Annotated in this window: 19 protein-coding genes; 6 read left to right on the top strand and 13 right to left on the bottom strand. The window is 58.1% G+C overall.

Annotation, left to right across the window (positions count from 1 at the left end; genetic code table 11):
* Positions 1 to 33 precede the first annotated feature (33 nt).
* The 5 genes from glgA (at position 34) to ACM66T_RS06925 (ending at position 6,823) form a co-directional block, all read left to right on the top strand.
* Complete coding sequence (gene glgA / locus ACM66T_RS06945; protein WP_231018106.1) at positions 34 to 1,521, top strand: glycogen synthase GlgA; 1,488 nt, start codon at positions 34 to 36, stop codon at positions 1,519 to 1,521.
* Positions 1,522 to 1,532: 11 nt separating this feature from the next.
* The gene (glgB, locus tag ACM66T_RS06940; RefSeq protein ID WP_231018105.1) at positions 1,533 to 3,455 is read left to right on the top strand and encodes a 1,4-alpha-glucan branching protein GlgB; all 1,923 of its coding nucleotides are present in this window, start codon (positions 1,533 to 1,535) and stop codon (positions 3,453 to 3,455) included.
* 74 nt (positions 3,456 to 3,529) lie between these two features.
* A complete protein-coding gene (locus ACM66T_RS06935) occupies positions 3,530 to 4,795 on the top strand; it encodes a glucose-6-phosphate isomerase (protein ID WP_231018104.1) in 1,266 nt (421 codons plus the stop codon).
* 5 nt (positions 4,796 to 4,800) lie between these two features.
* Entirely contained in the window at positions 4,801 to 6,438 is a 1,638-nt protein-coding gene (gene glgP / locus ACM66T_RS06930) for an alpha-glucan family phosphorylase (protein ID WP_231018103.1), read from the top strand.
* A 4-nt stretch (positions 6,439 to 6,442) separates the two neighbouring features.
* On the top strand, positions 6,443 to 6,823 hold the full coding sequence (locus ACM66T_RS06925) for a YbgC/FadM family acyl-CoA thioesterase (RefSeq protein ID WP_231018102.1): 381 nt from the start codon (positions 6,443 to 6,445) through the stop codon (positions 6,821 to 6,823).
* On the opposite strand, the gene ACM66T_RS06920 is transcribed toward ACM66T_RS06925, so the two are convergent.
* The 5 genes from ACM66T_RS06920 to ACM66T_RS06900 form a co-directional block, all read right to left on the bottom strand.
* Positions 6,809 to 8,086, bottom strand: coding sequence for a hypothetical protein (locus tag ACM66T_RS06920; RefSeq protein WP_231018101.1), 1,278 nt, complete (start codon positions 8,084 to 8,086; stop codon positions 6,809 to 6,811). The two genes, ACM66T_RS06925 and ACM66T_RS06920, sit on opposite strands and share 15 nt — an antisense overlap.
* A complete protein-coding gene (locus ACM66T_RS06915) occupies positions 8,083 to 8,745 on the bottom strand; it encodes a uracil-DNA glycosylase (RefSeq protein ID WP_231018100.1) in 663 nt (220 codons plus the stop codon). The genes ACM66T_RS06920 and ACM66T_RS06915 overlap by 4 nt, the downstream gene beginning before the upstream one ends.
* 77 nt (positions 8,746 to 8,822) lie before the next feature.
* On the bottom strand, positions 8,823 to 9,212 hold the full coding sequence (locus tag ACM66T_RS06910; RefSeq protein ID WP_345984370.1) for a class II SORL domain-containing protein: 390 nt from the start codon (positions 9,210 to 9,212) through the stop codon (positions 8,823 to 8,825).
* Positions 9,213 to 9,331: 119 nt separating this feature from the next.
* Positions 9,332 to 10,720: a phospholipase D-like domain-containing protein gene (locus ACM66T_RS06905; RefSeq protein ID WP_416768192.1), complete on the bottom strand. Its 1,389-nt coding sequence runs from the start codon at positions 10,718 to 10,720 to the stop codon at positions 9,332 to 9,334.
* A gap of 36 nt (positions 10,721 to 10,756) precedes the next feature.
* Positions 10,757 to 11,233 (bottom strand): HugZ family protein, encoded by a 477-nt coding sequence (locus ACM66T_RS06900; protein WP_231018097.1) that lies wholly within the window; start codon positions 11,231 to 11,233, stop codon positions 10,757 to 10,759.
* Between the two features lie 172 nt (positions 11,234 to 11,405).
* Between ACM66T_RS06900 and glyS the strand changes: the two genes are divergently transcribed.
* On the top strand, positions 11,406 to 13,454 hold the full coding sequence (gene glyS, locus ACM66T_RS06895) for a glycine--tRNA ligase subunit beta (RefSeq protein ID WP_416768190.1): 2,049 nt from the start codon (positions 11,406 to 11,408) through the stop codon (positions 13,452 to 13,454).
* Here the strand turns inward: glyS and ACM66T_RS06890 are convergent, their stop codons facing one another.
* The 8 genes from ACM66T_RS06890 to ACM66T_RS06855 all read right to left on the bottom strand — a co-directional run bounded on the left by ACM66T_RS06890 (position 13,455) and on the right by ACM66T_RS06855 (position 20,845).
* The gene (locus ACM66T_RS06890; protein ID WP_231018095.1) at positions 13,455 to 13,907 is read right to left on the bottom strand and encodes a DUF4188 domain-containing protein; all 453 of its coding nucleotides are present in this window, start codon (positions 13,905 to 13,907) and stop codon (positions 13,455 to 13,457) included.
* A gap of 148 nt (positions 13,908 to 14,055) precedes the next feature.
* A complete protein-coding gene (locus ACM66T_RS06885; protein ID WP_231018094.1) occupies positions 14,056 to 14,835 on the bottom strand; it encodes a hypothetical protein in 780 nt (259 codons plus the stop codon).
* A gap of 514 nt (positions 14,836 to 15,349) precedes the next feature.
* A complete protein-coding gene (locus ACM66T_RS06880; protein ID WP_231018093.1) occupies positions 15,350 to 16,870 on the bottom strand; it encodes a sensor domain-containing diguanylate cyclase in 1,521 nt (506 codons plus the stop codon).
* Positions 16,871 to 17,160: 290 nt separating this feature from the next.
* The gene (locus ACM66T_RS06875; protein WP_416768187.1) at positions 17,161 to 17,691 is read right to left on the bottom strand and encodes a J domain-containing protein; all 531 of its coding nucleotides are present in this window, start codon (positions 17,689 to 17,691) and stop codon (positions 17,161 to 17,163) included.
* Between the two features lie 57 nt (positions 17,692 to 17,748).
* Positions 17,749 to 18,216 carry a GNAT family N-acetyltransferase gene (locus ACM66T_RS06870; protein WP_231018091.1) on the bottom strand — a complete coding sequence of 156 codons (468 nt, stop codon included), beginning with the start codon at positions 18,214 to 18,216 and terminating at the stop codon, positions 17,749 to 17,751.
* Between the two features lie 100 nt (positions 18,217 to 18,316).
* On the bottom strand, positions 18,317 to 18,778 hold the full coding sequence (locus ACM66T_RS06865) for a hypothetical protein (protein ID WP_416768186.1): 462 nt from the start codon (positions 18,776 to 18,778) through the stop codon (positions 18,317 to 18,319).
* A 98-nt stretch (positions 18,779 to 18,876) separates the two neighbouring features.
* Positions 18,877 to 20,106 carry a multidrug effflux MFS transporter gene (locus ACM66T_RS06860; protein WP_231018089.1) on the bottom strand — a complete coding sequence of 410 codons (1,230 nt, stop codon included), beginning with the start codon at positions 20,104 to 20,106 and terminating at the stop codon, positions 18,877 to 18,879.
* Between the two features lie 70 nt (positions 20,107 to 20,176).
* Positions 20,177 to 20,845, bottom strand: coding sequence for a nitroreductase (locus ACM66T_RS06855; RefSeq protein WP_231018088.1), 669 nt, complete (start codon positions 20,843 to 20,845; stop codon positions 20,177 to 20,179).
* Between the last annotated feature and the right edge of the window lie 59 nt (positions 20,846 to 20,904).

The following is a 20,904-nucleotide window of genomic DNA, read 5'->3' as shown; positions in this document are numbered from 1 at the left end:
CGGGGCATTTCGTATTCCAACAAGAGGCAATGTATGACATCCTTCAATATTCTTCTGGCGGCCTCCGAAGCCGTTCCTTTTGCCAAAAGCGGCGGTCTCGCCGATGTTGCGGGCGCGCTTCCGAAGGCGCTGCGCGCGTTGGGACACGATGTACGCGTTGTCATGCCGCGCTACTACATCGTTGATATCGAGAAGTATGGGCTGAAAAAGCTCAACGGTTCCCTCGGCGTGCCGATGGGAAGCATGGGCGAAGCGTGGGCGGCCGTGTACGAAGGGGTGCTGCCCGGCAGCGACGTCCCCGTCTACTTTATCGATCATGAGGGCTTTTTCGGCCGCAAGGGGCTCTATGACGAGGGCGGCCAGGCCTACGGCGATAACGACAACCGCTTCATTTTCTTCTCCAAGGCGGTGTTCCAGCTGGCCAAAATGCTGCGCTTCAAACCCGACGTCATCCACGCGAACGACTGGCACACGGCGGCGATCCCGCTGCTGCTCAACACGACCTACGCCTTCGATCCCGACTTCGAGAACACCGGGACACTGCTGACGATCCACAACCTCCAGCACCAGGGCAAGTTCTACAAGGGGGCGATGGATGTGCTCGGCGTCGGCTGGGAACACTACAACGCCGACGAACTCGAAGAGTTCGGCGGGGTGAACCTGCTCAAAGCGGGCATCGTGCACGCCGATGCCGTCAACGCCGTCAGCCGCAAGTACGCCAACGAGATCCGCACAGCGGAGTTCGGCTGGGGGCTGGAGGGGCTCATCGACACCAACGCCCATAAGCTCTACGGCATCCTCAACGGCGTCGATTACGACGAGTGGAGCCCGGCGGTCGACACGCTGATCCCGAAGACCTACGACGTTGACGACCTTGCCGGAAAAGCGCTCTGCAAACAGGAGCTGCAGCGCGAATTCAACCTCCCCGAACGCGAGGACGTGCCGCTGATCGGCCTGGTCGGACGGCTCGCGGAGCAGAAGGGCATCGGCCTGCTGGCCGGGGCCATCTGGAACCTGATGGAGCTGGACATCCAGATCGTGATGCTGGGCACGGGCGAGACGTGGGCGGAATACTTTTTCAGTGACGTGGCCGCCAAGTACCCGGACAAATTCGGCTGCTACATCGGCTACCGCAACGACCTGGCCCACCGCATCGAGGCGGGCAGCGACCTCTTCCTGATGCCCTCCCTGTTCGAACCCTGCGGGCTGAACCAGATCTACAGCCTCCGCTACGGCACCCTGCCTATCGTTCGTGCGACGGGCGGACTGGACGATACGATCCGGAATTACGGAAACGACCATCAAAGCGGTACCGGGTTCAAGTTCGACTTCGCGACGCCCGATGCGCTGAGCAATACCGTCAAATGGGCGGCGGAGATCTGGTACGGGGACCCGGACGCCATCGACCAGATGCGTCTCAATGCGATGCAGCAGCGTTTCGACTGGGAAGTCGCCGCCGAAGCCTACGGCGACCTCTACTGCCGCATTATCGGCGGGCGGCGCAGCAGCCGCCACCAATAAACGGAGCCAACATGACGATCCACTACGATATCTCCCGGTTCAGTGACATGGACATCTACCTCTTCAAAGAGGGGACCCATACCAAGCTTTATGAGAAGATGGGGGCGCACTTTATGGAGCGCGACGGCGCGCGCGGCGTCTATTTCGCCGTCTGGGCGCCCAACGCGGAGCGCGTCAGCGTCCGGGGGGACTTCAACGATTACGACACCCAGCGCCACCCGCTCCGGCTGCGCGAAGACGGCTCGGGGATCTGGGAAGGATTCATCGAGGGGGTCGAAGCGGGCCTGACCTACAAGTACCATATCGTCTCGAAGTTCCATAACATCGTACACGACAAGGCGGACCCCTTCGCCTTTTACGCGGAGGTGCCCTCCAACTCCGCGTCGCGCATCTGGGAGTTGGACGGCTACGGCTGGAACGACGGGGGATGGATGCAAACGCGCGCGCTGCACAACCGCCACGACGCTCCCGTCAGCGTCTACGAGATGCACCTGGGCTCCTGGCGCCGGAAGGTCGAGGAGAGCGACCGCTACCTGACCTACCGCGAGCTGGCCGACGAGCTGGTGGCCTACCTCAAGGAGATGAACTACACCCACGTCGAGTTCATGCCGCTGACCGAGTACCCCTATTACGGCTCGTGGGGCTACCAGGTGACGGGCTACTACAGCGCGACGGCGCGCTACGGGGAGCCGGCGGATCTGATGCACCTGATCGACGCCCTGCACCAAAACGGCATCGGCGTCATCATGGACTGGGTGCCGTCGCACTTCGCCGTCGACATGCACGGGCTGATCAACTTCGACGGCACCGCTTTGTACGAGCACGCCGATCCGCGGCAGGGGTATCACCCGGAGTGGGGCAGCATCATCTTCAACTACGGCCGCAACGAAGTACGCGCCTTCCTGATCAGTTCGGCGCTCTTCTGGCTGGAGAAGTACCACATCGACGGGATCCGCGTCGACGCCGTCGCCTCGATGCTCTACCTCAACTACGCCCGCGAAGAGGGCGAATGGGTCCCGAACGAGCACGGCGGCAACGAGAACCTCGAAGCGGTCGCCTTCCTGCGCCAGCTCAACACGGCGGCCTACGGCGCGCACCCGGATATCATGATGATCGCCGAGGAGTCGACGGCCTGGCCGATGGTGACGCGCCCGATCGAGGTCGGCGGGCTCGGGTTCGGGTTCAAATGGAACATGGGATGGATGCATGATACGCTTGCCTACATGCACCGCGACCCGGTCTACCGCCAGCACCACCACGACCAGCTCACCTTCAGCATGTGGTACGCCTTTGACGAGAACTTCATGCTGCCGCTGAGCCACGACGAAGTGGTCCACATGAAAGGCTCCCTCATCAACAAGATGCCCGGCGATACGAACCAGAAGTTCGCCAACCTGCGCGCGCTTTACGGCTATATGATGGCCCACCCGGGCAAGAAACTGCTCTTCATGGGCGGGGAGTTCGCCCAGTATGCCGAGTGGGCCTACAGGCACAGCCTCGAGTGGCACCTGCTGGAGTTCCCGCTGCACCAGGGGCTGCAGAAGATGATGGCGGAGCTCAACCGTCTCTACCGCAGCGAACCGGCGCTCTACCTGCACGACGTGGAGCGCAAGGGGTTCGAGTGGATCGACGACGCCGACTACAGCCACAACTGCATCAGCTTTATGCGCAAGAGCGAGAACCCCGACGAGACCGTCTACGTCGTCTGCAACTTTGCCGACGAGACGCGCGAGGGGTACCGGCTGGCGCTGCCCGAGGGAGGAGAATACGTGGAGATCTTCAATTCCCAGGCCAAGGCCTACGAGGGGTGGGAGATCGGAAGTGAGGGTGTGCTCTATGCCGAAGAGACGCCGCTGTACGGCCGTCCCTTCTCGCTCGCGATAACGCTGCCCCCGATGGGCGTCGTCTACTTTAAAAAGCTGATTGCACAATAGTCGCGCAGTCAGGTGGTGATTTTTCGGCCAGAATGGGGCTATACTAATATGAATAAGAATGAGGGGAATGAATAATGTTACGTTTTGATCGCGATTTTACGTTTGAGGGTTCAGAGGCACAGCACCGGGTGATGGAGGAGGCGTTTGCCGTCGTCACCGAAGAGCACAAGGGGCGGATCGGCTACTACGACCTTCCGGAGGGCTCCCAGACACTGGTGGAAGCGGCCAAAGCGCTGGAGACGCAGAACAGCCTGCTGGCATCGGGCGCGATCACGGACATCGCCGTCATCGGCATCGGCGGCTCTTCGCTGGGGATCAAGGCGGTGGATTCGCTGCTGGATTCCCGGGGCGACAAAACCCGCGTACTGCACTTTTTTGAGAACTCCGACCCCATCGACATCACTCGCACGATGGCGAAGCTGACGAAGGAGAAGACGCTCTTCGTCGTCATCTCCAAGTCCGGCGGTACGATCGAAACGACCTCCATTTTCAAGACGCTGATCGCGCATTTCGGTCTGGAGCTCGACGGCGCGGATCGGGAGCGGGTTTTCGTCATCACGGACGAAGGGTCAAGCCTGTCGCAGTTCGGCGACGCCTACGGCCTTGGGCAGTTCAACATCCCCGATAACGTCGGCGGCCGCTTCTCCGTGCTCAGCGCCGTGGGCATCATTCCGCTGACGCTGGCGGGTTACGACACGGCGGCGCTGCTGGCGGGAGCGGGAAGCTTCCTTGGCTCCTTCTTCGAGGGCAAAGAGCAGCACCTGCTGGAGAAGGCGTGTTTCATCTACGAACATGACAGACAACATACCGTCAACGTCCTCTTCTCCTACGCCAACGACCTGGAGAACTTTACCAAGTGGTACGTCCAGCTCTGGGGCGAATCGCTGGGCAAGGTGGATGCAATGGGATCGCACGTCGGCATGACGCCGGTGGGGCTCATCGGTTCAGTGGACCAGCACTCCTTTTTGCAGCTGCTGATCGAAGGACCGAAGGACAAGACGGTCACCTTTATCAGCATCGAGGATTTCGGCGCACCGCTCGTCATCCCCGAGATCTCGCTCAAGCACATCGAAAAGACCGATTTCATCAACGGCAAGAGCTTCAATACCCTCATCAACGCCCAGTGCGCCGCCACCCGCGAAAGCCTCGTGCGCAGCGGCGTGCCGACGGACGGCATCGTCATTGAACAGATCGATGCCGCGAGCGTCGGTACCATGATCATCTACTACGAACTGCTGACGTCCCTCGTCGGCGCGATGCTGCTGGTCAATACCTATGACCAGCCGGGCGTCGAGCTCGGCAAGGTGATCCTTTACGAAACATTTACAGACAAAGGCTGATCGCAATGATCCTGCATGATTACGATTTTGATCCCAAGTACGCCAAACCCGTCGCCTACTTCTCCATGGAGTTCGCCATTCACCAGGCCCTGAAGGTCTATTCGGGCGGCCTCGGGTTCCTGGCAGGTTCGCACATGCGCAGTGCCTACGACCTGCGGCAGAACATGGTCGGTGTGGGTATTATGTGGAGCTACGGCTATTACGACCAGGGACGGCACGAGGACCGCAGCCTCAAGATCAACTTTATCCGCAAACACTACTATTTCCTCAAAGACCTCGGCATCTGCGCGACGGTGAAGATCCACGGGGAGGAGGTCTATATCAAGGCCTACTACCTGCCGCCGGACATCTTCTCCTCGGCCCCGGTGATCCTGCTCTCGACGGACATCCCCGAAAACGACTTCCTCGCGCGCACCATCACCCACAAGCTTTACGATGCCAACGAGGAGACGCGTATCTCCCAGGAGATCGTCCTGGGCATCGGAGGCGTCAAGGTGCTGGAGTCGCTCAAGCACCATGTGGATGTCTACCACCTCAATGAGGGACACTCGCTGCCACTGGCTTACGAACTCTACAAACGCTACGGTTCGCTTGAAGAGCTGAAGCAGCACGTCGCCTTCACGACGCATACCCCCGAAGCTGCCGGCAATGAGGAACACAACATCCACCTGCTGCATCGATTCGGCTTCTTTAACGGCCTGGAGATGGACGAAGTGCGCAACATCACGGGCGAGTACGGCGAAAACTTCAACCTCACCGTCGGCGCCCTGCGGGCGTCAAAGATGACCAACGCCGTCTCCAAGTTCCATGAAGAGGTGGCAAACCGCATGTGGGCGAACTGCAAAGGGCGCTCGGAGATCATCTCCATCACGAATGCCCAGAACCGCCGTTTCTGGACGGACAAGGGGATGCAGTCCGCTCTGGACAGCCACGAGGATTACGAACTGCTTGCCCGCAAAAAGCACCTTAAGCGGCAGCTTTTCAATATCGTTGCCGACCAGACCGGAAAAATGTTCGACCCGGACGTGCTCACCATCGTCTGGGGGCGCCGTTTCGCCGAGTACAAGCGTCCCGGACTGCTCAAGCTCGATTTCGAACGTTTTAAGGCGCTCATCGAGCGGACGGAACAGCCCATCCAGGTGATCTGGGCCGGGAAGCCTTATCCCTTCGATACCAGCGCGGTCAACCTCTTCAACGAGCTGATCCATATCAGCCACCAGTTCAAGCGCATGGCCGTACTGACGGGATACGAACTGGAACTCTCCGCGGTGCTTAAAAAAGGGAGCGACATCTGGCTCAATACGCCGCGGGTCTCCCGGGAAGCGAGCGGGACGAGCGGGATGAGTGCGAGCATGAACGGCACGCTGCACCTCTCCACCGATGACGGGTGGCACCCCGAGTTCGCCATCAACGGTATGAACGCCTTTACCATCCCGCCGATCGATCACAGCACCCCGACGGAGGTACAGGACCGTGAGGACAACAAAAACCTCATGGATATGCTTGAAGAGCATATCATTCCCCTCTATTATGAGCATCCCGATCAGTGGACGCACATGATGAAGCGGGCGATGTCCGATGTTATTCCGAAGTTCGATTCGGGCCGCATGGCCCACGAGTACTACGAACTGATGTACAAGTAACACGATGACGTTACGCGTCTATTATGAAGATACGGACGTGGGCGGGGTCGTCTACTACGCGAACTACCTGAAGTTCTGCGAGCGCGCCCGCAGCGAGCTCTTCTTCTCGAAGGGGGAGTCGCCCCTCTTTGAAGGGGGCCATTTCGTCGTGCGGCACATCGAAGCGGATTACCTTGGTTCGGCGGTGCTAGGGGATCTGTTGGAGGTCTCCGCGGAGGTCGTGTCTGTAAGGGGTACGGGGTTGCAGATGCATCAGAGCGTACGGCGCGGAAACGAACTGCTCTTTACCCTCGATGTCCGGCTGGTCTACCTCATGACCGACGGGCGGGTCGGGCGGCTCGATGCCGCCAAGCGGGAGAAGCTCAAAGCCCTACTCGAAGAGTGATCCCTCGTCTTCCTCCTCTTCATCCAGCAACGCAAACTTTGATATCCCGGCGCGGTAGAGCGTGACGGGGTAGGCCACCTGATGATCTTCGATGGGAATCGTATATTCGCGCGGCGTTCCGGCAGCGAGGGAGTAGAAGTAGTCGACGCCCAGCGTCGTGGCGTAGTTGATCCAGTCGTATTCAATGTCGTTCTGCAGCAGCTTGTTGCTTTCGACGAGGACCCCGTTCTGCTTGCCGATGGAGTTGGCGACGAGCATGTGCTCGCGGTCCTGGGGCTGGGTGATGTCGAAGAGCATGGAGTTGTAGCCGATCTGCGTTGCAAGTACCTGGGTGGCGTTGGCATCGTAGAGGGTCAGTTGCGACATGATCATCGCGCTTTTGATGAGCGGGGTGTTGAGCAGGAAGGTACCGTGCTGGAGCCGTTCATTCTGGTCGAGAATGTGTTTCAGGTTCGTGGTCCGCTTGTCGATGGGGTAGGCGTAAACGGCACGGCCCGCCGCCTCGTAACTGAGGGGGTCGTCGTCCGAGAAGCGCTCCATGTAGGCGGACTCCGCCGCGTTTTTCAGCTCTTCGCCCAGGGCGGATTGGTCGTAGAAGATCACCAGCGGCGGCGTGGCGTTCTCCACAAGCTTTCCGATCTGCGCCCGGTAGTCGATCCCGCCGAAGTAGAAGTGTCCGTCGTCCTCCTCGAGCTCGGTGGCGTTGACGTCGGCAATGTTGACGGTGGGAAGGTAGACGTTGCAGCGCGGGCGGAGCTGTACGAGGGTTTCGGCGCCCTTTTTGGTGAAGGGGGCGATGACGTAGTGGAAGTGCTCCTGGCTGACGGCGCTGAGACCGGCACGGATGTCATCGGGGCTTTCGGTCCCGATATTGAAGGTTTTGAGCTCGAAGTCGCGGTTTTTGCCCAGCAGGTAGGCCAGGACGCTGTTCGTCGTGGATGCGGCGTAGCGCCCGATGACGCGTTCGGGCAGGAGCAGTGCGAAACGTACCCCGGTGCCGATGACGGCCCCGTCGATATTGAACAGCGCGACGTAGATGAGGCGCTGTTCGTTCAGCTCCTCATCCTCGATCGGTTCGGGCATCTGCGCGAGCAGGGAGAAGAACTGCTCGTGATCGACGAGATCCTCGAGGCAGTCGGTGTCGCATTCGTAGGGGTCGAGGTTGAGCACGTAGGTCTTGGGCAGGGGAACGCCGGAGACGATGCCGCTGCGGGCAAAGAGCAGCACGGGGAGCAGTAACAGGGTAAGCAGAAGGGTTTTCACAGGGCAGCCTTGATATTTTGAAGGTCAAAGAACGTCACCTTTTTGAGCGACGGGTTGCGCAGCAGGTACTGCGGGTGGTACAGCGGCACGAGAAGCGTGCCTTTGTCATAGTCGATCTTGTGCCCGCGCACCTGTTCGAAAGGGGTGCTGTCGTCGGTGACGATGCGGTAGGCGTCGGGCCCGAGGGTGACGATGACCTTCGGGCGGAGCAGTTCGATCTCTTTGCGCCAGTAGGGCTTGCAGCTGCTGCACTCCGATGGCGTCGGCTTCTGGGTCCCGGCCCCTTTGCACTTGACGGCATGGGTCAGGTAGACCGACGCCGTAGGGCGTCCGAGGACGTTGGTGATCATGCTCTCCAGCGAGGCCCCGGAGCGGCCGGCGAAGTAGTCTCCGCTCTCGTCCTGGGCCATGGAGACGTAGGCGTCGATGATCATGAGGTCCGCGCCGCCGCTGCCCGTACCGACCATGCTCTGGCGGCGGATCTTGGCCAGGTCGCAGAGGTGGCAGTTCGCGACGATGCGCTGCAGGGAGGCAAGATCGTCGGGGAGCTCCCCTTCAACGTTGCGCGGGTTGACGATGACCGGGTCGCAGTAGTCGAAACCCAGGGCTTTGAGCCGGTAAAGGTTCTGCAGTAGCGCAGCGTTCTGGTACGATTTCATGAATCAGAGTATAGTGAATGCGGTGTTAAAAGGGGATTATAAGAAAACCGCCGCAGAGGCGCGGCGGGAGAGGGAAATCAGTCTTCGACTGTGACTTCGACCGGCTCGTTTTCCCAGAGGCCGTGTTTTGTACAGTACGCCTGCGCAACCAGCTTCATCTTTTTGCTCGGGATGATGTTGAAAGTCACTTCTGCGTGACCTTTCATATCCTGTCCGCCGAGCATGCCGGAAGTGAAAGAAGCTTCACCGAGGAGTGTTTCGCCGTTGAAGAGGCGGATGCTCTCGATGAAGTGGTCCGGATCGTCCGGGTGAGTGTACTCGTTACCCATTTTGACCGTTACCGGGAATTTTTCACCTTTTTTCGCCGTTGCGTCACAGTGGATGAACGGAGAGTGGCGGTCGATGTAGTCTTTTTTTGCTTCGCGCTCGACAGTGTCGATGTCGACATAGCGGTTGATAGTTGGCATGGCATTTCCTTCTGTTTTTGATTTACGCGAGCATTGTACACCTGCAAAGATTTAATAAAACATAAATAAGAGAAATTATATCTGATTTAATAAATACATAAGGGCCCGGAAAAGCGGGGCTACAGCTGCGGTGCGATCAGGCGCATCAGGTTCTCCCCGAGCCGCCGGAACCGCCCGGCGGGGCGGATGCTGGTGGTGGAATTTTCCAGCAGTTTTTGCATCCACGATTCGGTCTCGCCGATGATGCGTTCGGAGTAGGCGAAACTGACGACTTCGTAGTTGAGCAGCAGGCTGCGGTTGTCGATATTGACCGATCCCAGCATGGCGCCGAGATTGTCGAAAAGGATCGCCTTCGCATGGAGCATCGGCCCCTCGTAAAGGGCGACGTGGATGCCGGCCTCTTCGAGCTCGCGCATGTAGCTGCTGCGGGCGAGATCGGCGAGAAGGTGATTGGAGTCCCGCGGGGTGATGAGCTTGACGTCGACGCCCTTGGTGTTGGCGATGGTGAGCGCCTGCATCAGCGAAGCGTCGGGGACGAAATAAGGCGTGACGATCCAGATGCGTTCGCGGGCGGCGTAGACGGCGCTCAGAAGCGCCTCGAAGAGGGCGTCGCCCGCCACATCGGGGCCGGAGGGAACGACCTGCACGTAGGCATCGCCGTCGGTATGGACGGGGGTGCCCGGCGCGGGGGGCGCCGCTTCCGAGGCGTAGGCCCAGTCGGCGGCGAAGATCTCCGCGTAGTGGTAGGCCGCCGGCCCTTCGATGCGAAAGAGCAGGTCCTCCCACCGTTTCGGTTCGACATCGGGGCCTATGTATTCGGCGGAGAGGTTCATGCCGCCGGTCAGCACCGTGGTGCGGTCGAAAAGATAGATCTTGCGGTGGTTGCGGAGGTTGATGTAGTTGCGAAACGGCATCCGCAGGATCGGCATGAAGAAGCAGACCTCCACCCCGGCGCTGCGCAGGGCACGAAGGGGAAACTGCCAAAAGTAGAGCGGCCAGGAGCCCAGGGCGTCGATGAGGAGCTTCACCTCGATGCCCTCGCGCCGTTTGGCGATGAGCGCTTCGAAAAGCGTCGCCGTCACCGCGTCATGCTTGAGAACGTAGGTGCTCAGCCAGATGCTCTCCCGCGCCGCACGGATCTGCTCCAGGAGGGCGCTGTAGGCCTCCGTCCCCTCGAAGAGCATGGTCAAACGGTTACCGGAAGTCGCCCCGGGGATGCCGTTACTGCGCAGGATGCCGTCGATGGGGTTGGCCTGGGTAACGGCGGCCTCGGTCTCGCGCATGTCGAAGGCCGTCTTGAGGTAGCGCGATCGGCGTTTGCGCGACCCCAGGACGAAGTAGAGGGGAACGGCTGCATAGGGCAGCAGCACGATGGCGAGCATCCAGGCCATCATGCTTGCCGGGGTGCGCCGCTGGTAGACCATATGCAGCAGCGAGGCGATGACCATCAGTTCGCCGAGGATGACAAAGGTGTGAAAGAGCAGCAGGTGCAGCCAGTCGAAATTCATATCACCCCTTTGCGTTTACCGACAGCATAGCGTGATTCACCCCTTTTTGTGCCCGCCGCCGCGGCGGGGGAGGAGGGTCTCCATATGCTCCCCGCCGAGGGTATATGCCTCGCCGAAACCGAAAACGGCTTCCCCGGCGACAGGGATGAATTCGTAAAGGTTGAAGTCCTGCATCTGCATCAGGCCTGAGATCAGCTCGGGGTTGAAAGTCTCCTTGAAACGGGACATGACGGCGTCGAAGCGCTCGGTGGCGCGGGGGATGATGCGCGTTTCGCACTGCAGCGAGACCCGCTTGCGGGCAAAGAGGTTCGCGGCATTACATTCGTCCTCGATAAAAAAGAGCGAAGCGCGTCCCTCCCGGCGGAGGTTGGCCGCATGGCGGGCGATGTCGCTGATAAAGACGTAGCAGCGGTGATCGTCCCGGATAAAGGGGGCGTAGGAGGAGAAGGGGAAACCGTCGGCGTCGACGGTCCCGATAACGGTGCTTCGGAAGGCGGAGAGAAAATCGAGCATAGGTTTAGGCCTTTTCAATGGCGAAATGTGTCCCTATTATAGGGTACCTGCGTAAAAAAACGGTGGGAGCGTGCCGTTTTAACGGGCAATGGCCCCCGGGCGGGGCATCTATCATCCGCTTTTAACCTGCCACGCGCTAAAATCGCGATACTTTTTATTCGACGGGATAGATATGCTGAAGACACTATTGATCGAAATCGGGGTAGAGGAGCTGCCGGCGGTACCGCTGCTGAGCGAGCTTGCAAACATCGAGAAGAAGTGGGCGAAGGTGCTCGAGGAGAATGCGCTGATGTGCGAGTTCGAGTTCTACTACACGCCGCGCCGCCTCGTACTGTGGCACCGCGAGTTCAAGTCCGCCCAGGACGACACGACCGAGGAGCTTTTCGGAGCGCCTATTGCCATTGCCTATAAAGACGGTGAACCGACAAAGGCGGCCGAGGGGTTCGCGCGCAAATGCGGCGTGTCGCTGGACGAGGTCGGCCGCGCGGAGAAGGGCGGCAAAGAGGTCCTCTACTATAAAAAAGAGATCAAAGGCCAACCCTCCAAGGACCTGCTCGAGGGGATGATCTCCCAGTGGCTGCGTAGCCTGAGCTTCGGCAAGTCCATGCGCTGGGGCGCGCTCGAAGAGAGCTTCATCCGCCCGATCCGCTGGGTCAACGTCATGATGGAGGGCGAGAACGTCGACATGACGCTTTTCAACGTCAAGAGCGCCCCGGTCACCTACGTGCACCGCATGCACAGCTTCGAGCCGCAGATGGTCGCGGACGAGAAGCAGTATTTCGAGCTGCTCGAATCGGGCGCGGTCACGCTCTTCGCCGACGACCGCCGCAAGACGATTCTCGACGCTTTTGAAGCCCTTGAAAAAGAGCACGGCATTGCCATCGAGGTAGATGCCGACCTGCTCGACGAGGTTATCGCCATCACGGAGCACCCGACGCCGCTGCTGGGCAGCTTCGACGATACCTTCCTGCGCCTGCCGCCGGAGGTCATCATCACCTCCATGAAGGAGCACCAGCGCTACTTCCCCGTTTTCAAGGACGGTAAGCTCGTCAACCAGTTCGTCGTCGTCTCCAACGCCCTGACAGAAGACTTCAGCAAAGTCGTCGAAGGCAACGAGCGGGTCCTGCGCCCGCGCCTGGCCGATGCGCTCTTCTTTTACGACAACGACCTCAACAAGGGGCTCAGCACCGAGGGGCTCGAGAAGGTCGTCTTTATGGACGGTCTGGGAACGCTGCGCGACAAGATCAACCGCGAGCATGACATCGCCGACGCCCTCTTTGAGCGCTACGGCGACCTCGTGACGGCGGAGAACAGCCTCTCCTACGAGATGAACCAGGAGCTGCTGCAGCGCGCCGTCGAACTGGCCAAGGCCGACCTGATGAGCGAAATGGTCTACGAGTTTACCGAGCTGCAGGGTCTGATGGGCTACTACTACGCGCAGGCCCTGGGCGAAGCGGACGAAGTCGCCCTCGCCATCAAAGAGCAGTACCTCCCCGAAGGCGAGGACTCCCCGGTACCTTCGACACGCTTCAGCGCCCTCGTGGCCCTCGCGATCAAGCTCGACACGCTTCTGGGACTCTTCAGCGTCGACCAGATTCCGACCGGCTCCCGCGACCCCTTCGGTCTGCGCCGCGCCGTCAACGGGATCGTCCGCATCGCCCTGGCACACGACCTGCCTTTCGACATCGCAGCGACCCTGCGCGAACTCGGCGCCAAATACGAGGGGATCGACTTCGAAAAGCTCGAATCCTTCTTTATCGAGCGGGTCAACCAGTACTACAAGGTCAACCCCTCCATCGTCGCGGCGGTTCTCGCCTCCGGCGAACGGGAGATCCTCTCCCTCGACGCGAAGATCAAGGCCGTCGCTAGCTTCGTGGAGTCCGACAGCTTCTCCACGATGTTCTCGACCTTCAAGCGCGTCGCGAACATCACCAAGGACTTCGATGTCAACGGACCGCTCAATATCGACCTCAGCCGTTTCGAGGCGGTGGAAGAGGGTGCGCTCTACAAAGCCTTCAAAGCCGTCGTCGACGCCGAGTACGACAGTTACGAAGCGGAGCTTGACGCGCTCTTCGGCCTGAAACCGCAGCTCGACGCTTTCTTTGACAACGTTATGGTCAATGCCGAGGACGAAGCCGTCCGCTACAACCGCAAAGCCCTCGTCGCCTCCGTCTACAAGACGCTGCTGGGCATCGCGGACATCAAAGAGATCTCGATCTAACTACTTCTCGCCCTCCAGGCGCCCCCTGGCCGTCGTATGGCGGCCCTCCGCTTCGACAAAACCGAACGCCTTCGCCAGCCCGAACTGCGGCATATTGTGATAAATGTTTTCATACTGTCCCGGCCGAACGACATAGGTCTCGTGCCAGATGCCCACGTCGCCGCTTGAACCCACGCGCTTGTTGAACTGCGCCCATGCGGGCGGGTGCTCCCCGTCTTTGAGCCCCGCGAACTGCTCCAGGTGTTCGAAAGACTTCCAGTACTGTACCAGGATGATTGTGCGCCCAAACCACTGCTCGTAATGCAGCAGTCCCAGCTCCGGGTCCGCCTGCAGCTCTTTGAGCATCCGCGGCATCGCCAGCGCGACGGGCAGCCACTTGTGGACTTTCCACGGTTTGTTGATGCGCATCCCGATCAGGAAGACGACGAACTCCTCTTCGGGTCTGGCAGTCATTCGCTTTTCGTGGATTGTTGGCATGGATTTCCTACTTTGAATTTCTTTCTTATAATAATTGATTACGTATAAAATGATCAATCAAAAACCTATGGATAGGTTTTTGATTGGTCTCCTTTGGTCTGTTAGGCTTAGTACTGTCAGTTCATCACTTAAACTTGATATTAGATGGCCAAATGTTTTTACACGGAACCATGGAAGATTCCACATTTGATGGATTGAAGTTTACTGCACTAATCATCCATCCAGATTCCTTTAATCTCAAAATGATTGTTTGCCTAATGGTATCGGCTTGTTCATATTGATTTGCACAATTCCCACTGTCTATTGAATAATATGCACAGTTCCATACCTCAGTGACATCTACATATGCTAAATCCTTATCTTCAAGAAAGTTGACATTATGGAACTTTCTATTATTTACTTCGCATACCGGAAATAATCCTTGTCTTTTAAATTCTCCTATAATAAATTTCTGGTTTTTCAGGGCTTCTCCAACATAATAACCTTCTAATATAGATATATCGAGATGACGCTTTGCACTAATTTCCCATGTACTGGCATATTTGATTGCCTGTCTAATATTATCTTCAGATCTATACTGCTGAAGATTTTGGTTCTTCTGATCTTGTACAGAGAATTCATTAGAGGTTGTATCTTTTTGGTGCTGATTAGAGTTTATTTTTTCTTTTACTATAGATTTTTGTTGATCACCATTCAGTGTGCTCGAACTTGGTACCACAAACATCGCGATACCACCAGTAAGTAGAATCGAACCAATTAATGCCGCCGTTTTTTGCCTATTAGGCGGTATAGAAAGATTAGCCCCTACTTTTCCAGCTACAGCCAACAATAAAAATATGATGCCGGATATAACTAATACATTTGGTATAGGTGTATCACTCAACTTTGAGAATAGATCAATCATAATATCCACCTCCTTAAGATCAAAAGAATAACTTACATTGATCAGTTGAAGTCGATCAAAGTAAGAATATCGTGCATGTAATAAAAAACTTTCGTGTGCCCTACGTAAAGTGTTTTCCGTATGGCCTAACTACTTATTGGTATACATTCTAGCAGAGTATTGTCAGTATTTATATTATATTAAACAGAGTTAAACGTTTTATATTTCTCGTATTACAATCTCTCTTTGCTATGTAGGTGGAAAAGATTGGAATCTGAAAATGCTATGATGGTTATCGAGTGGATATAAGCATTTTCGGTCAATAATGCAGAATATCTTCGTAGAAAAAGTGGTTATGGAACGAGTTTTAGTGGGAGTTCGCGCGCTTTTTTTAGTCAAGCACTCTTACAATATCTCACTTGTCGCAGCGAATCGAGATGGAACCGCCGTACTCGATTTTATCGAAGCTCGTACATAGATGGAGCAATTTCCCTTCAAATGCGTGTGCAGGTAGCCATCAGTCTCCTAACAGAGATTAGTCGCCTTCCCCCTGCATTCCCGGCTTATAGGTTACCACACTGTTTCGCCCTTTGGCTTTGGCGTTGTACATGGCGATGTCCGCGCGCTTGATAAGCTCGTCCTCCTGTGCGGCATCCTTGGGATAGATGGCCACCCCGATGCTTGAGGATATGTTGATCATCTGCCCCACGATCTTGAACGGCATCGCCAGCGCATGTCTGATCTTCTCTCCGATCGCAACGGCGTTGTGTTCGCCACCGACGTCGGAAAGCAGCACCACAAATTCGTCACCGCCGATACGCGCGGCGATATCGGTTTGACGCAGACAGTCGACAAGGCGACCGGCAACCGCCTTGAGCAGCATATCGCCGATGTCGTGACCGAATCGATCGTTGACGGGTTTGAACTTATCCAGATCGATAAACATCAGGGCGAGGTCGGTACCCTTGCGCTCGGCACCAGCAATCGCTTTATGAATCTGGTTGTGGAAGTGCAGACGGTTCGGCAGGCCGGTCAACATATCGTGGAAGGCCTCGTGCTCGACTTCATCTTCCTCCAGTTTGCGATCGGTGATATCGTAAAACCATCCAAGCACTGCCGGTTTGCCGTGATATTCCATCGGGAAGTAGGAAGCCAGGACCCATTTGGTCCACGGAGACGACCCGGGTGAGCGGAGTTCTATCAATCTGTCGACAACTTTTTCCCCCTTGGTGACAATGGCATCAATATCGGAAAGCTCTTCCGGATGGGCGTAGTAGCGGGAGGGTTGTATACCGATGACCTCTTCCGCAGGCAGTTCGAGCAGGGCGTTGTAACGACTGTTGGCGAACACCACGCTGTTACTGACCAGATCCGCGATGCGCGTCGCAATGGGGCTGCTCTCCAACATTCGCAGCAGCCTGGCCTCATTTTGAACGGCCTTGACGCGCAGATGGAAATTTTCTTCGAGCCTAAGCCCGGTTTGGCGGGCGCTGATGACCAAAAAGAGCAGGAACAAGGAGAGCATCACACCCATCCCCAGAGAATCAGTATCATCCGCGGCTACAAGCGGCACAATCAGCGATAAGAGAACGGGGAGGATAAAGCCGACCACGGATTTGCGGTCAATGGCCAGTACTGTGGCGCTGCCGGCACTCAGTCCGGCAAGGGTGAATGCAACATAGACCTGATGGGAGATACTGTCGGCAGGGACCAGCAGCACGCCGCCGATCCCCCAGACGATGCCGGTGACAATGAGCGTGAACCGAAACCGCAGCAGCCAGCGATCGGCGTCAGCCGGGGAAATGGTGCCTCCCGCGCGTCTCCAGGCGAACAGCAGGCCCACCCGGCTCAGCAGAACAGCGCACAGGAGCGCCAGCCAGCCATACCGTACACCGGGTGCAATGACGGGCGCCTGCAGCATGACAAGGATCAATGCGAGCATGGCACTGACGGCAAGCGATGAGGGGAGATGGGAGTAGAGCACCCGCATCTGTTCCATCGCCAACGTGTCAGACCGATAATCGCTTGTTCGAGAGGCCGGTACCTGCCGTTTCATTCCGATCCCGCCGCGTCGTCAGTTCGTTGATTCATGATAGTCATCTCCCGCGCTACTGTGCTCTGCGTCGTATAGACCAGATGCCATGGCGCAGGGAACGCAACATGGAACCTGTGATACTTTGCTCAACGGCATTTGATTGATAGATTATCTACTCTCATTGTATTTTTTCCATTCGAAAAAAATTAGTAAGAGATAACAATATAACATAATTTATTGATATTTATTTGAGTGAAACATGTAATTTAATCGGTATCATCCACTGTGTTGGTGGACGGATCGGTATTGCCTTAGGAGATGAACTCGAGCAGGAGGTTGCGCGCTTCCGTGATCTGGACAAAGAGCTCGTGGCTGCCGCCGACGTCGGGGTGCGCCTCTTTGGCACGGCGGCGGTAGGCGGCTTTGATCTGTGCCGCTTCGAGCTCGCCGTCGACGGGCAGTTCCAGGAGCTCGCGCATCTCCCGCTCGTTGAACTGCTGGAAAGGTGAGCCGTGGCGCCGCTTGTGCCGGTTGCGCCGTGCCAGGTCCTCGAAAATCTTCTCCTGGTTTTTGCGGCGCCGCTCCATGGACTCCTGCAGCAGCTGGGTGCGGTCCGTGTTCCACTTCTGGCGGGACATGACGACACAGGCGGCGAAACTGATGCAGCCGGTGGAGACGAACTCGTCGAAGTCGAAGGGGCCGACCATCTCGTAGGGCTCTTCCAGCCAGGCGACCCGGCGCCCTTCGTCGCCTTCGACGCGGTCGATCATAACGAAGTCGCGGAGACCAAGCGCACTGTTCCAGATGATGAATTGCTCCTCTTCCCACGAACGCTCTTGCATGACCTGTCTCCTTGCGTGTTCGGCAGGAGATGCAATATACGTACTACTGGGAGCCGATCAGTTGTCGTTCTGGGGCATTCTGAGCATTTCGACGTGGGGGATGCCGTCCTCATCGTAGGGGGTGGAGACCGTTTCAAAGCCGAAAGCGGCATAAAAGGGCTCTAAACGCTGCTGCGCGGAGATGCGAATGGACTCCTTCTGGAAAAGAGAAGGGATACGTTCTATCGCTTCATGGATGAGCGCGCTGCCCAGGCCTCTGCCGCGCAGCGCCAATGGGGTGATGACGCGCCCAATGGAGGGTTCTTCAAACTTCCTGCCCGGGAAGACGACGCGCAGATAGGCGACGAGCCGCTTTCCCTTCGAATCCTCTTCCCACCCCGTAAGGTGCCACGAAAACGGATCAAGATCGTCTGCATCCTGGTAGGCGCATGCCTGCTCCACGACAAAGACGGCCTGCCGGAGTTTCATAATCTCCAGAATTTCCCAGGGGGAGAGTGTTTCAAACAGTGACCATTGCCATCGCATCAGTTTTTTTCCTGAATATTGGTAGTTGTCGTTATCATGGTCGGGAATCTGCAAAAAAGATGCCAGGTAATTGTCGTCCGAATGCGGACGTTGTGTCGCGTTACGCCTCCGGCTGGTAAGGGCTTTCGTGGCGCGACGCCTGCAGGCCGTAACGGACGAACATCTGCAGGGTGTCGTCGTGGCGGTGGATAATGCCGACGACAGCGGGATCGTCGGAGGTAAGGGTAACCTTGATGCCGTCTTCGAGCATCTCCCATGCCAGCGTCATGGCGTCGCGGTTGTCGAAGAGCTCGACAAAGAGCGGGTCCCAGGAGCGCACGGCGCGGCCGCCGTCGTAGCGCTTCTTCATCCCGACGACGTGCTCGTGCAGAATGGTAACGAGCTTGGCGTCCCCGGAGGTGACGCGGGTGACCGTTTCGATCCCTTCATCCGTTTTCTGCGTCGTGCGTTCAAGCTCGCCGTGGCGGACGAGCAGCTCGTGGTAGAGCGCCTCGTCGGCCCGGTGCGCCGCGTCACTTCCCCCGCGGCCTCTGAGGAAGACTCTGTCCTTGTGCGTTTCCATGGGACTCCTTTTGCCGTATTGTGCCGCATCAATGCAAAAAAAGCTCCCGGAATGGCGATGACTATATAGTATATTAATTAATATGTAACCTGGTGGATTCAGTCGTCCGCAGGAACGGGGACGCGCTGCATCGTTTCGCGGCCGGTGCGGCGCACGACGGCAAGCCCGGCGGCGCCGAGCAGGGCGAAGCCCCCGACGAGGGCGAGGATACCGCCGTCGTAGAGGCGGCCTATCGTCACGCCGATGGGCAGGGCGATGAAGGTCGAGAGCGAACCGACAACCGCGGCGCCGATACCGGCAATGTGTCCCAGCGGCTCCATCGCCATGGCATTGAGGTTACCGAAGAGCAGGCCGAAGCAGAAGAAGGTGAGCAGGCCGTAAATCATAAAGCTCCAAAACGGCGGCACGCCGTTATGGGCGTAAGCATAGGCGAAAAAGAGGAGCGAGAGGAGGGTGAGGGCCGCGAGCGCCGAGGCACTGAGCGGACGCATCCCATAGCGCATCACCAGCCGTGCATTGAGGTAGGAGGCGAGGCCGATAGAGAGAGCAAAAATGCCAAAGTAGAGGGCGAAGAGCTCCCCGGCGTCGTAGGTGTCGCGGAAGATCTGCTCGGCGGAGCTGAGATAGCCCATAAAGACGCTGAAGACAAAACCCATGGCGACGGTATACCCCAGCGCGGTGCGGTTCTTGCAGGTTTCGACGACGCCGGTGAGAATGTGCGCGGGCGAGAGCGGGATGCGCCGCTCCTTCGGCAGGGTCTCCGGCTGGCGCAGGCTGAACCAGACCAGCGTCACCGCGGCGACGGCGATAAAGAGTCCGAAGATCGCCTGCCACCCCCAGAGGTAGAGGAGCCCTTCGCCCAGCGCCGGGGCGACGGCGGGAACGAAGATGAAGATGCTCATGACAAAGGACATCACCCGTGCCATCATGCGCCCTTCGTAGAGGTCACGGATCAGCGCCACGGAGACAATGCGCGGTCCGGCGGCACCGAGGCCCTGCAGAAAGCGGCCGAAGAGCATGACGGTCAGGTTCGGACTGAGCAGGGCGATGGCGGAACCCGTGATGTAGAGGCCGAACCCGACGTAGATGGCGCGCTTCCGGCCGAAGCTATCGCTCAGCGGGCCGTAGAGCAGCTGCCCCAAGGCCATCCCGGCAAACAGCAGGGAGATGATCAGCTGGCGGTCGTTGTCCGTCTGCACCTGCAGGGCCGTGCCGATGGTGCTGAGCGCGGGCATGACGGCGTCGATGGCCAGGGCCGCCGCGGCGGTCATCAGGCTCATCAACAGGACGAACTCTTTAAAGGATGGTTGGTGTGTCTGCGGTTTCATCATAAACCTTTTTAGCACGGATCGGCTTCAGGATCGGCCGGTGTGGGGCAACGGGGGAACGCTTTCAGCTTCAGGCATCGTAGAAGGCGGCGAATGATTCCAAGGGGACGCGCGCCGTCCGATAGCCGTTGATCGGGGCCGTCTTGTCCTCATAGCCCAGAGCCATGCCGCACAGCAGGGTCTTGTCGCTGCCGATGCCCAGCACATCGCGTACGATGTACGGGTATTCGGCCAGGGCGGCCTGCGGGCAGCTCCCAAGCCCCAGGGACGTTGCCGCGATCATCACGGACTGCAGGAACATGCCGTAATCGAGCCAGGAACCCTTTTCCAGCGCGGCATCGATAAAAAAGTAGAGGACGACCGGGGCATCGAAGGCCCTGTAGTTGGCTTTCCACTGTTCGGCCTGGGCCGCTTTGTCCTCTCTGCCTATCCCCAGGGCTCTGTACATCTGCAGGCCCGTCTCTTTGCGCCGGCTCCGGTAAGGTTCCTCCCAGTGCGGCGGGTAGTAGCGGTAATCCATGCGGGCTTTTTCGCCCGCTTCGAAGGCCTGGATAACCTTCGTTTCGATCCGCCTTTTCATGCTGCCGCTGACGATGCAGACGCGCCACGGTTGCATGTTGACGCCGGAGGGTGCATGCTTTGCATGTTCGAGGATCGCCATGACGGTCGCGTGGTCCACCGTTTTGTCGAGGTAGGCCCTGACTGATTTTCGTTCCAGGAGTGCGTCAAGTGTTTTCATCGGATTCCTCATGCTGCGCGGTTTGTGACAGCGGGTATGCTCTTGGCGGCAGTATAACA

This window comes from Sulfurimonas sp. ST-25, from assembly GCF_048079205.1.
GTDB lineage: Bacteria > Campylobacterota > Campylobacteria > Campylobacterales > Sulfurimonadaceae > Thiomicrolovo > Thiomicrolovo sulfuroxydans.
The sequence above is the reverse complement of the archived record's forward strand: the minus strand, read 5'-3'. Positions and strand labels throughout refer to the sequence as shown.